This window comes from Streptomyces sp. NPDC056222 (assembly GCF_042264065.1).
Taxonomy (GTDB): Bacteria; Actinomycetota; Actinomycetes; order Streptomycetales; family Streptomycetaceae; genus Streptomyces.
In genome coordinates this window covers 147,001-159,020 of the sequence record NZ_JBHJTL010000006.1, presented here as the reverse complement: position 1 = coordinate 159,020, position 12,020 = coordinate 147,001, and the positions used below count along the sequence as shown (strand labels likewise).

10 protein-coding genes are annotated in these 12,020 nt (G+C 70.7%); 3 read left to right on the top strand and 7 right to left on the bottom strand.

Going from position 1 to position 12,020, the window contains the following annotated elements:
* Positions 1-37: 37 nt before the first annotated feature.
* The gene (locus ACFC0D_RS05455) at positions 38-712 is read right to left on the bottom strand and encodes a Crp/Fnr family transcriptional regulator (protein ID WP_015034542.1); all 675 of its coding nucleotides are present in this window, start codon (positions 710-712) and stop codon (positions 38-40) included.
* Positions 713-942: 230 nt separating this feature from the next.
* Here ACFC0D_RS05455 and nth point away from each other — a divergent pair, with 230 nt between their 5' ends.
* The 3 genes from nth to ACFC0D_RS05440 all read left to right on the top strand — a co-directional run bounded on the left by nth (position 943) and on the right by ACFC0D_RS05440 (position 3,993).
* Complete coding sequence (gene nth, locus ACFC0D_RS05450) at positions 943-1,908, top strand: endonuclease III (RefSeq protein WP_376431271.1); 966 nt, start codon at positions 943-945, stop codon at positions 1,906-1,908.
* 105 nt (positions 1,909-2,013) lie between these two features.
* The gene (locus tag ACFC0D_RS05445; RefSeq protein ID WP_376431269.1) at positions 2,014-2,739 is read left to right on the top strand and encodes an NUDIX hydrolase; all 726 of its coding nucleotides are present in this window, start codon (positions 2,014-2,016) and stop codon (positions 2,737-2,739) included.
* 54 nt (positions 2,740-2,793) lie between these two features.
* Entirely contained in the window at positions 2,794-3,993 is a 1,200-nt protein-coding gene (locus ACFC0D_RS05440) for a MarP family serine protease (RefSeq protein ID WP_376431267.1), read from the top strand.
* A gap of 18 nt (positions 3,994-4,011) precedes the next feature.
* Here ACFC0D_RS05440 and ACFC0D_RS05435 read toward each other — a convergent pair whose 3' ends face one another.
* The 6 genes from ACFC0D_RS05435 to ACFC0D_RS05410 all read right to left on the bottom strand — a co-directional run bounded on the left by ACFC0D_RS05435 (position 4,012) and on the right by ACFC0D_RS05410 (position 11,875).
* The gene (locus ACFC0D_RS05435) at positions 4,012-4,200 is read right to left on the bottom strand and encodes a hypothetical protein (protein WP_329118948.1); all 189 of its coding nucleotides are present in this window, start codon (positions 4,198-4,200) and stop codon (positions 4,012-4,014) included.
* A 100-nt stretch (positions 4,201-4,300) separates the two neighbouring features.
* Positions 4,301-5,242, bottom strand: coding sequence for an alpha/beta fold hydrolase (locus ACFC0D_RS05430; RefSeq protein WP_376431264.1), 942 nt, complete (start codon positions 5,240-5,242; stop codon positions 4,301-4,303).
* Positions 5,239-5,736 carry a phage holin family protein gene (locus ACFC0D_RS05425; RefSeq protein ID WP_376431262.1) on the bottom strand — a complete coding sequence of 166 codons (498 nt, stop codon included), beginning with the start codon at positions 5,734-5,736 and terminating at the stop codon, positions 5,239-5,241. The genes ACFC0D_RS05430 and ACFC0D_RS05425 overlap by 4 nt, the downstream gene beginning before the upstream one ends.
* 37 nt (positions 5,737-5,773) lie before the next feature.
* The gene (nhaA, locus tag ACFC0D_RS05420; RefSeq protein ID WP_376431260.1) at positions 5,774-7,171 is read right to left on the bottom strand and encodes a Na+/H+ antiporter NhaA; all 1,398 of its coding nucleotides are present in this window, start codon (positions 7,169-7,171) and stop codon (positions 5,774-5,776) included.
* Positions 7,172-7,382: 211 nt separating this feature from the next.
* Positions 7,383-9,338: an acetate--CoA ligase gene (gene acs / locus ACFC0D_RS05415; RefSeq protein ID WP_376431258.1), complete on the bottom strand. Its 1,956-nt coding sequence runs from the start codon at positions 9,336-9,338 to the stop codon at positions 7,383-7,385.
* Positions 9,339-9,532: 194 nt separating this feature from the next.
* A complete protein-coding gene (locus ACFC0D_RS05410) occupies positions 9,533-11,875 on the bottom strand; it encodes a bifunctional SulP family inorganic anion transporter/carbonic anhydrase (protein ID WP_376431256.1) in 2,343 nt (780 codons plus the stop codon).
* Positions 11,876-12,020 lie beyond the last annotated feature (145 nt).

The window sequence follows — 12,020 nt, the reverse complement described above, 5'->3', positions numbered from 1 at the left end:
GTCCACGACCGGGCGGCCTTCCTTCGTACGGGGGTGCTTACCGCGAGCGCTTCGCGAGGCGCTCCACGTCCAGCAGGATCACGGCGCGGGCCTCCAGGCGCAGCCAGCCGCGCTGCGCGAAGTCCGCCAGGGCCTTGTTGACCGTCTCGCGGGAGGCGCCGACCAGCTGGGCGAGCTCCTCCTGGGTCAGGTCGTGGACGACGTGGATGCCCTCCTCGGACTGCACGCCGAAGCGGCGCGACAGGTCGAGGAGCGCGCGGGCGACACGGCCCGGAACGTCGGAGAAGACCAGGTCGGACATCTGGTCGTTGGTCTTGCGCAGTCGGCGGGCGACCGCACGCAGCAGGGCGGTGGCCACCTCGGGGCGGGCGTTCAGCCAGGGCTGGAGGTCACCGTGGCCCAGGCCCAGCAGCTTGACCTCGGTCAGCGCGGTCGCCGTGGCGGTGCGCGGGCCCGGGTCGAAGAGGGACAGCTCGCCGATGAGCTCGCCGGGGCCGAGGACCGCCAGCATGTTCTCCCGGCCGTCGGGTGAGGTGCGGTGGAGCTTCACCTTGCCCTCGGTCACCACGTACAGGCGGTCACCGGGGTCGCCCTCGTGGAAGAGCGCGTCGCCACGGGCGAGCGTCGCTTCACTCATCGAGGCGCGCAGCTCCGCGGCCTGCTCGTCATCGAGCGCCGCGAAGAGCGGGGCGCGCCGCAGAACGTCGTCCACGAGTTCTCTCCTACATGTCGACCTGCTCAGGGACCTTGATCCCATGATGCCGGACGCACAAAACAGTGCGATCAGTCACAACAAGTTTGACGTACCGAACCGCCCGTCCGTACGTCAGGGCCCCGATTGGGTCGTGATCGGTCGTGCCCAGGGCGGATGTCGGTGGTGGCCCTTAGGCTGGCCGAGTGTCCAACTCGCCGGTGAGAGCGCAGGCCAAGGGGGCTGGAAGAGTGTCAGCCAAGGGTAATTCCGCTGTGGGCGAACAGGGTGCGCCGAAACGGGCGAATGCGGCAAAACGCCCGGCGAAGGCGGCCCCCAAGGCCGCTTCGAAGACGGCGAAGCCCGCGGAGAAGGCCGCCGCGAAGACGTCGAAAGCCGCCGCGAAGACAGTGAAGCCCGTACCGAAAGCCGCGAAAGCGGAATCCCGGCTCGCGATGGTCCGCCGGGCCCGGAAGATCAACCGTGAGCTGGCCGAGGTCTTCCCGTACGCCCACCCCGAGCTGGACTTCCGGAATCCCTTCGAGCTGCTCGTCGCCACGGTCCTCTCCGCCCAGACCACCGACCTGCGGGTCAACCAGACCACCCCCGCGCTCTTCGCGGCGTACCCGACCCCCGAGGACCTGGCCGCCGCCGTCCCCGAGGAGGTCGAGGAGCTGATCCGGCCCACCGGCTTCTTCCGCGCCAAGACCAAGTCGATCATGGGCCTCGCCACGGCCCTCCGGGACGATTTCGGGGGCGAGGTCCCCGGCCGCCTGGACGACCTGGTGAAACTGCCCGGAGTGGGCCGTAAGACCGCTTTCGTCGTCCTCGGCAACGCCTTCGGCGTGCCTGGCATCACCGTCGACACCCACTTCATGCGCCTCGCCCGCCGCTGGAAGTGGACCGAGAGCGACGACCCGGTCAAGATCGAGGCGGAGATCGCCGAGATCTTCCCGAAGAGCGACTGGACGATGCTGTCCCACCGGGTGATCTTCCACGGCCGCCGGATCTGCCATGCCCGCAAGCCCGCCTGCGGCGCCTGCCCGATCGCCCCGCTCTGCCCGGCGTACGGAGAGGGCGAGACAGACCCGGAGAAGGCGCGGAAGCTCCTGAAGTACGAGAAGGGCGGCTTCCCCGGCCAGCGCCTCAACCCGCCCCCGGACTATCCGGGCCGCCCGGCCGCACCCGCCCCCGGCGTCGCCCCGGGAGCCGAGTGAGCCCAGCCGGCGGAGGGATCCCGGCGGGGCCGAGGGCGCCGAAGGATCCGATCCATGAGGGAACGAACCCACACACCGATCGCGTTGTGAACCACGGGGGTGCCTATGACGCGCACTGAAGAGACCGAAACACACACCGGGGAGACGACCCATGGCGTCGGGACCGGCGGCCTGCTCAGCCGGGACGGCCTGCCGGACTGGATCGCCCCCGTCGACCGGGCCGCGCGCGCCGTCGCGCCCGAGCAGCTCAGCCGCTTCCTGCCGCCCGCCAGCGGCGCCGGCCGCCAGTCCGCGGTCCTGATCCTCTTCGGCGAGGGCGAGCGTGGCCCGGAGCTGCTGCTCATGGAGCGCTCCGGCTCCCTCCGCTCGCACGCTGGCCAGCCCTCCTTCCCCGGCGGCGCCCTCGACCCCGAGGACGGCGCCCCGGCCGACGGCGGCCTGCTGCGCGCCGCGCTGCGCGAAGCCGAGGAGGAGACCGGCCTCGACCCCTCCGGCGTCCAGCTCTTCGGCGTGCTGCCCCAGCTCTACATCCCGGTCAGCGGCTTCGTCGTCACCCCCGTGCTCGGCTGGTGGCGCACTCCCACCCCCGTCGGCGTGGTCGACCCCGCCGAGACCGCCCGGGTCTTCACCGTCCCCGTGGCGGATCTCACGGACCCCGCGAACCGCGCGACGACCGTCCACCCCAGCGGCCACGAGGGCCCCGGGTTCCTGGTCGCATCCGCTCTGGTCTGGGGTTTTACCGCCGGAGTGATCGACCGGCTGCTTCACTACGCAGGCTGGGAGAGACCGTGGGACCGGTCCAAGAAGGTCCCGCTCGACTGGCGCTCATGACAGGCTGACCTCCGGGCCGGGGCGACCGAAGACGAATCTGCGAGGCTATTGACGGTGAACGTGCTGGACATCCTGTTGCTGCTCGCCGCCGTGTGGTTCGCGATCATCGGTTACCGCCAGGGCTTCGTGGTCGGCATCCTGTCGGTCATCGGCTTCCTCGGCGGCGGTCTCGTCGCCGTCCTGCTGCTCCCGGTCGTCTGGGACTGGCTGACGAACAAGTCCGAGGTCTCCACCACGGCGACGGTCGTCTTCGTGATCGTGGTGATCGTCTGCGCCTCGGTCGGTCAGGCCTTCACCACCCACCTCGGCAACAAGCTGCGCCGGCACATCACCTGGTCACCGGCGCGCGCCCTGGACGCCACCGGCGGCGCGCTGGTCAACGTCGTCGCGATGCTGCTGGTCGCCTGGCTGCTCGGCTCCATCATCGCCCAGACCTCGATGCCCACGGTGAGCAAGGAGGTGCGCGACTCCAAGGTGCTCCTCGGAGTCGAACGGGTGATGCCCCATCAGGTCTCCACCTGGTTCACGAACTTCACCTCCACCCTCGCCCAGAACGGCTTCCCGCAGGTCTTCAGCCCGTTCGCCAACGAGACCATCACGGAGGTCCGGCCCCCGGACCCGGCGCTCGCCGGCAGCCCGGTCGCCGCCCGCGCCCAGCGCTCCATCGTCAAGGTCGTCGGTACGGCGCCGAGCTGCGGCAAGGTCCTCGAAGGCACCGGCTTCGTCTTCTCCGACCGCCGTGTGATGACCAACGCCCATGTCGTCGGAGGCGTGGACGAGCCCACCGTCCAGATCGGCGGCGAGGGCAAGCTGTACGACGCGAAGGTCGTCCTCTACGACTGGGCGCGCGACATCGCCGTCCTGGACGTGCCGGATCTCGACGCCGAGCCCCTGCAGTTCACCGACGCGGACGCCCGCAGCAGCGACAACGCCATCGTCGCGGGCTTCCCCGAGAACGGCTCGTACGACGTCCGCTCGGCGCGCGTCCGGGGCCGTATCAACGCCAAGGGCCCGGACATCTACCACCGCGGCGAGGTCCGCAGGGATGTCTACTCCCTGTACGCGACGGTCCGTCAGGGCAACTCCGGAGGCCCGCTCCTCACCGCCGACGGCAAGGTGTACGGCGTGATCTTCGCCCGTTCGCTCGATGACGCGAACACCGGCTACGCGCTGACGGCCGACGAGATCCGGGACGACATCATCCAGGGCCGCGCGGCCAACCAGCAGGTGGACAGCCAGGGGTGCGCTCTGTAGCCGAACGGGCGATCGCGGTCAGTCCCGGGTGTGCCTGAGCCTTGCCGAGACCCAGCGGGCCCGGCGGCGCAGGATGCGCGGGATCCCCATCCCCTGCACGGGATGCGAGCGTCCCTGCTCCTGCGGGCCACCCCTTTCGCGGGAGCTCGACCCAGCGGTCGAGCGGCGGTTGCGTGCTGTGTCACCGTAGTCGTGCGTCCAGCCCATACCCCGACGTCTGCCCGTGGCCCAAGGTCGGTAACCGCCCAGGGGCCCGCCAATTGGAGTATGTCTGGGGCACATGGCCGTTCGTGGAACGGGAGTCCGGTCAGCGGTCGGGCTCGGGGTCCTTGAGCCAGTTGATGAGCTCCGTGGAGAACGCCACCGGGTCCTCCTCGTGCGGGAAGTGCCCCAGGCCGTCGAAGAGTCGCCAGCGGTACGGCGCCTCCACGTACTCCCCGGAGCCCGCCGCACTGCGCGTGCGCATCGCCGGGTCCATCGAGCCGTGAAGGTGCAGGGTGGGTACCCGCACCGGGCGCTTCATACGCCGGTTGAACTGGATTCCGTCCGGCCGCGCCAGGGACCGCACCATCCACCGGTACGGCTCGATCGAGCAGTGCGCCGTCGACGGGATGCACATCGCCCGCCGGTACACCGCGATCGCCTCCTCGTCCGGCAGCCCGGGGCCCGACCAGTCCTCGATCAGCTTCCCCACCAGCGCCCCCTCGTCCGCGACGAGCTGACGCTCCGGCAGCCACGGGCGCTGGAAGCCCCATACGTACGAACCGGCCCGCGACTGCGAGAAGTCGGAGAGCATCGCCGAGCGCCAGCGGCGCGGGTGCGGCATCGAGGAGACCGCGAGCCGGCGGACCAGCTTCGGCCGCATCACGGCCGCGGTCCAGGCGAGATAGCCGCCCAGGTCGTGGCCGACCAGCGCCGCGTCCGGCTCGCCGAGGGAGCGGACGACGCCGGTGATGTCGAGCGCCAGGTTGGCGGGGTCGTAACCCCGGGGCGTACGGTCGCTGCCGCCCACGCCCCGCAGGTCCATCGCCACGGCCCGGAAGCCCGCCTCGGCGAGAGCAGGCAGCTGATGGCGCCAGGTCCACCAGAACTGCGGGAAGCCGTGCAGCAGCAGCACGAGCGGGCCGTCGCCCATCTCCGCGATGTGGAAGCGCGCGCCATTGGCGGCCACGTCGCGATGGGTCCAGGGGCCGTCGATCCGTACGGGACTGCCGTTGCCGCTGCCGTTGCTGCTCTCAGGGACGGTCATGCAGACGAGCGTCCCACAGCGGCGGCCTTCTCCTGGACCGCGGCCGGCAGCTCCGCCCGAACGGGGCGGGGGTGCGGCTTGGCGTTCTGCAGGATCGCGGCCGTCTGCTTGGCCGAGTTGATGGACTTCTCCGGCGGCTTGACCTTCTTGAACTTGGCGTAGGCGAGCAGCCCGAGCAGCCCCGCCAGCAGCACGTTCGCCGCGAAGGAGAGCAGGAAGCACCACACGAGGTTCCAGCCGCCCTCGCCGTTGTGGCCGCCGGTCCAGGTGTTGATGGCGTAGGCGAGCGCGAAGCTCAGCATCGGCAGCGAGAACAGGAGCACCGTCGCCGCCGCCACGCCCGCCGCGCTACCGATGGCGCCGCGCTTGACGTCCTGCCGGATCTCCGCCTTGGCCAGGGCGATCTCGTCGTGCACCAGCGCGGACATCTCGGCTGTCGCCGAGGCGACCAGCTGACCGAGGCTGCGCTCGGTTCCGTTGACCGGGTCGCTCATCGCTGCTCCCTCTTCTCTTCTACGGTCCGACCTCAGATCATGCCGGACTGTCGCCGCCGTCGCGCGATGCCCCCGCCAGTTGGGCGCGCTCGCGATGCTCCGCTGCCTTCTTCTCGTAGATCTCGGCCATCCGGAGGTGGTATTCCGGATTGTCCTGTTCGTAGATGTCGGGGATGCCGTCCTCGTCCTCGTCGCGCTCCTCGTCCGCCAGCAGGGCCTGGTACTTCCGCACTCGCAGCTTGAGCAGAACGGTCGCGAGCACGGCCGCGATCCCCGAGCCGATCAGGACGGCCGTCTTGACCTCGTCGGTCAGGGCCGCGTCGCCCTCGAAGGCCAGCTCGGCGATGAGCAGCGAGACGGTGAAGCCGATGCCGGCCAGCGAGGCGACGGCGAAGACATCGCCCCAGGCCAGGTCCTTGTTGAGCTCCGCCTTGGTGAAGCGGGCGGCCAGCCAGGTGCCGCCGAAGATGCCGAGCGCCTTGCCGACGACCAGACCGAGCACGACACCGAGGGTGACCGGCTGGGTGAAGACCGCGCCGATCGACCCCCCGGTGACGGTGACGCCGGCCGAGAACAGGGCGAAGAGGGGGACGGCGATCCCGGCGGAGAACGGCCGGACCAGGTGCTCGATGTGCTCGCCGGGGGACTGCTCCTCGCCCTCACGCCGGGTGCAGCGCAGCATCAGGCCCATCGCGACGCCCGCGATGGTGGCGTGGACGCCGCTGTTGTACATCAGGCCCCAGATCACCAGGGCGAGCGGGACGTAGACGTACCAGCCGCGGACGCCCTTGCGCAGGAGCAGCCAGAAGACGGCGAGGCCGACGAAGGAGCCGCCGAGCGCGGCGAAGTTCATGTCGCTGGTGAAGAAGACCGCGATGATCAGGATCGCGAAGAGGTCGTCGACGACGGCCAGTGTGAGCAGGAACGCCCGGAGCGCGGAGGGCAGCGAGGTGCCGATGACGGCGAGGACCGCGAGCGCGAAGGCGATGTCCGTCGCGGTCGGCACGGCCCAGCCGTCCATCGAGCCGCCGCCGATGACATTGGTCAGGGCGTAGACGAGCGCGGGCACGGCCATGCCGCAGATGGCGGCGATCACGGGGAGCGCGGCGGCCTTGGGGTCGCGCAGCTCGCCGGCGACGAGCTCGCGCTTGAGCTCGATGCCGGCGACGAAGAAGAAGATCGCGAGGAGGCCGTCGGCCGCCCAGTGCTGGATGGAGAGGTCGAGCCCGAGGGCGGCGGGACCTATGTGGAAGTCCCGTACGGTCGCGTAGCTGTCACCGAGGGGGGTGTTCGCCCAGACGAGTGCGACGACGGCGGCCACCAGCAGGAGCACGCCACCGACGGTCTCGGCGCGCAGGGCGTCGGCGACGTACTGCCGCTCGGGCAGGGACAGGCGTCCGAGGAAGGTCCGGCGGGTGGGGGCGGGCGCGGGCACGGTGGGCGACCTCCGGTCGGTTTGGGCAGGGCGAAGCACATGCCGACCAGACTTCCCGGCGCACCTAGGTATTTCTGTCGCGTCTCTGACGCGATCTTTACTTTACCTAACAAGCTGGGACTGTGTCCGGTGATCGTCACTTTAGGTGGATATGCACGAAGGCGCCCACCCCAGATGACCCGGAGTGGGCGCCCGAACGAGCCGTGAGCCGTCAGTCCTCGCTGGAGGCCGCCGGCAGCTTCGTCTGGATGAGGTCCATGACGGACGAGTCCGTCAGCGTGGTGACGTCTCCCAGCTCCCGGTTCTCCGCCACGTCCCGCAGCAGCCGCCGCATGATCTTCCCGGACCGCGTCTTCGGCAGCTCCGCCACCGGCAGCACACGCTTCGGCTTCGCGATCGGGCCGAGCGTCGTGCCGACGTGGTTGCGCAGCTCCGCGACGAGCCCCTCGTCCTCGCTGGCCGTACCCCGCAGGATCACGAAGGCGACGATCGCCTGGCCGGTCGTCTCGTCCGCCGCGCCGACCACCGCCGCCTCGGCGACGGCCGGGTGCGAGACGAGCGCGGACTCGACCTCGGTGGTGGAGATGTTGTGCCCGGAGACGAGCATGACGTCGTCGACCCGGCCGAGCAGCCAGATGTCGCCGTCCTCGTCCTTCTTCGCGCCGTCGCCTGCGAAGTACTTGCCCTCGAAGCGCGACCAGTACGTGTCGAGGAAGCGCTGGTCGTCGCCCCAGATGGTGCGCAGCATCGACGGCCACGGCTCGGTGAGGACCAGGTAGCCGCCGCCGCCGTTCGGCACCTCGTTCGCGTCGTCGTCGACGACGGTGGCGGAGATGCCGGGAAGCGGGCGCTGGGCCGAACCCGGCTTCGTCTCGGTGACGCCCGGCAGCGGCGAGATCATCATCGCGCCGGTCTCGGTCTGCCACCAGGTGTCCACGATCGGGGTGGTGCCGGCGCCGATGTGCTCGCGGTACCAGATCCACGCCTCGGGGTTGATCGGCTCGCCGACCGAGCCGAGGACGCGCAGCGACGACAGGTCGAACTTCGCGGGGATGTCGTCGCCCCACTTCATGAACGTGCGGATCGCGGTCGGCGCCGTGTAGAGGATCGTGACGCCGTACTTCTGGATGATCTCCCAGAAGCGGCCCTGGTGCGGGGTGTCCGGGGTGCCCTCGTACATGACCTGCGTCGCGCCGTTGGCCAGCGGTCCGTAGGTGATGTACGAGTGTCCGGTCACCCAGCCGATGTCGGCGGTGCACCAGTAGACGTCGGTCTCCGGCTTGAGGTCGAAGACGGCCTGGTGGGTGTACGCGGCCTGGGTGAGATAGCCGCCGGAGGTGTGCAGGATGCCCTTGGGCTTACCCGTCGTACCGGAGGTGTACAGGATGAAGAGCGGGTGCTCGGCCTCGAACGCCTCGGGGGTGTGCTCGGCGGACTGGCGGGCGACGATGTCGTCCCACCACACGTCCCGACCCTCGGTCCACGCCACGTCCTGGCCCGTGCGGCGTACGACGAGGACGTTGCTCACGCGGTCCACGCGGGCGAGGGCCTCGTCGACGGCGGGCTTGAGGGCGCTCGGCTTGCCGCGGCGGTAGCCGCCGTCGGCGGTGATCACCAGTTTGGCGTCGGCGTCCTCGATGCGGGTGGCGATGGCGTCGGCGGAGAAGCCGCCGAAGACCACGGAGTGCGCGGCGCCGATACGGGCGCAGGCCAGCATCGAGACGACGGCCTCGGGGATCATCGGGAGGTAGATGGCCACCCGGTCGCCCTTGGTGACGCCCAGCTCGGTCAGGGCGTTGGCGGCCCGGGAGACCTCGTCCTTGAGCTCGGCGTAGGTGATGGCCCGGCCGTCGCCCGGCTCCCCCTCGAAGTGGATGGCGACTCGGTCGCCGTTCCCGGCCTCGACGTGCCGGTCGACGCAGTTGTACGCCACGTTGAGCCTGCCGTCGGCGAACCACTTGGCGAACGGCGGGTTCGACCAGTCGAGGGTCTCGGTCGGCTCGGTGGCCCAGGTGAGCCGCTTCGCCTGCTCGGCCCAGAAGCCAAGCCTGTCCGCCGCGGCCTGCTCGTACGCCTCCGCCGTCACGTTGGCGTGCGCGGCCAGCTCGGCCGGCGGCGCGAACCGCCGCTCTTCCTTCAAGAGGTTGGCCAGGCTTTCGTTGCTCACGACATCTCCCTTTCCCAGGGCGTCCTATGTGCCTATGTGTCCCGCGTCATAGCTCATCAGTCAGATGCCCGGGTGACAAGAGTCTCCAGGGAATTGGTTTAGACCTGTGAGGTGGCGGGCGTGCGGTGGCCCCTCCCTCCCGAGCGGTGGGAAGAAGGGGCCACACAGTCTCACGGACGCTCGAACGGGAAGGTTCAGGACGCGCGGGCTTCCGCCCGCCCCACGATCATGGTCGGGGGGACCCGGTCGAAGACATCGTCGTAGCGGTGCTGCTCGTCCGGCCCGGCCAGCAGATACGCCTGGGCCTCGCCCACATGGAAGTACATCCCGTGCAGGGTGAGCGTCCCGTCGGCGAGCCGTCGCGCGACCGCGTCGTACGCCCGCAGATGCTCCAACTGCTGGACCACATTGGTCAGACACAGCTGCTCGACCGCGTCGGCCGGCAGTCGACCGGAGATCCGGGCCCAGGCGTGTCTGCGACTCGCCATCCGCTCCAGGCTGGGCATTCCGTACCGCAGCCAGCGCCGCAACGGGGTCGGCGGGTCGTCCGGTGTGCTCCCCAGCAGGGCCTGCATCGCCCCGCAGCCGGAGTGCCCGCAGACGGTGATCGACTGCACCCGCAGGATCTCCACCGCGTACTCGATCGCCGCCGCCACCGAGTCGTCCCCGCTCTCCTCGCCGGGCAGCGGAACGAGATTGCCCACGTTCCGTACGGTGAAGAGGTCGCCGGGGCCGCTGGAGGTGATCATGCTCGTCACGAGGCGGGAGTCGGCGCAGGTGAGGAAGAGCTGGGAGGGGCTCTGGCCCTCGCGCGCGAGGCGCGCCAGCTCGTCGCGCACCAGCGGCGCCGTGTTGCGCTGGAACTTCCCGATGCCGCTCGCCAGTTGATGCCCGGTCGCGCGGCGCGTCACGTCGACCGGCGGGTGCTGGCCGCAGTGGTGGTTGCGCCAGGGCGTCCAGGGGCGGCAGCAGGCGTGCGACTCGGAGGTCGGTTCCGTGATCCGGGCGCCGGAGGGGCCGGTGATCTCCACCGCACCGCCGTGCCGCACATGGCCCGACTGCCAGTCGTGCAGCGTCTCGTACGCCGCATGGTCCATGAAGGATCCGTCCAGTTCGACGACCACTCGGCCTCCCGGGGGTAGTTGGTGCAGGGCCCGGCTCAGCCGGGGTACGGCGAGGAAGGTCAGCTGTCCGCGGACGCGCACGAGATGGCGGTCGACGTGCTCCTCGAGGGTGATGCGGGTCTTGGCGAGGCGGTGCATCGCGACCGCGACGGCCACCGCGATCCCGAGCGCGACACCCTCCAGGATGCCGACGAGCACGACACCGCTCAGCGTCACCGCGTACACGAGGACCTCGCGGTGCCGGGTGACGCTGCGGATGTGGGTGATGCTCACCATCTGGACGCCGACCACCATCACGAGGGCGGCGAGCGCGGGCAGCGGGATCAGGTCGAGGACGGGGACGAGGAGGAGCGCGGCCAGCACGATCCACAGGCCGTGCAGCATCGTGGAGTGGCGGCTCACGGCGCCCGCGGAGACATTGGCGACGCTGCGCACCGCGACGCCCGCCACCGGCAGCCCACCGAGCGCGCCGGAGACGATGTTGGCCGCTCCCTGGCCCGCGAGCTCCCGGTCGAGACGGGAGCGGGGCACGCTGAACCCGTGGTCGGCGCGGGCGGCCACCAGCTTGTCGACGGCGACGGCGGAGAGCAGCGACTGCACGCTGGTGACCAGCGTGATGGTGAGGACGCCGGCCGCAAGGCCGAGGAGCGGTCCCTCCGGAAGCCCGGGCAGGGCGTGACTGCTCCAGGAGGGCAGGTCGACGCGGGGGACGGCGAGCCCGGCGAGCGCGGCCAGGGCCGTCGCCGCGGCCACGGCGGCGAGTGCCCCCGGAATCCTCCGTACGAACCGGCCGGCGCGCCCGGGCAGCCGGGGCCAGATCAGCAGGACGGCGACCGTCAGCGCGCTGACGAGCAGCGCGACCGGATGGAGGTCGGCCAACTGGGCCGGCAGTCCGAGGGCGTTGTCCACGGCGGAGCTCTGCGGGGTGCCGCCGAGGACGATGTGAAGTTGGGCGAGCGCGATGGTGGCGCCGATGCCGGCGATCATCCCGTGCACGATCGCGGGGGAGACCGCGAGGGCGGAGCGGGCCACTCGCAGGGCGGCGAGGCCGAGTTGGGCGAGTCCGGCGAGGACGGTGATGGCGCAGGTGGTGCGCCAGCCGTACCGCTGGATCAGCTCGGCGGTGACCACCGTGAGGCCCGCGGCGGGGCCGCTGACCTGGAGCGGCGCCCCGCCGATCCGGCCGGCGACGATGCCGCCGACGGCGGCTGCCACGAGGCCGGCCTGGAGCGGGGCTCCGGTGGCGAGGGCGATGCCGAGGGAGAGCGGCAGCGCGATCAGGAAGACGGAGATCGATGCGGACAGGTCGGCGCCCGCGATGCGGAAGCGGCGCCCGACGGGTGGCGGGCTGTGCGGCCGGTGGGTGGGCGTATGGCGGGTGGGCGTACGGCGGATGGGTGTGAATACGGTCATTGGTTCCCGTCTCCTCCGGGGCGGCGCGGTCGCGGCTCGTGCGGGACGAACGTGGGGTCGCGGCCGTGGGTCACGGCGTGCAGCGGCGGGATTCCGAGCGCGGATCCTCATCACGAGTATCAACACTCAGTAAATGGATCGTAAT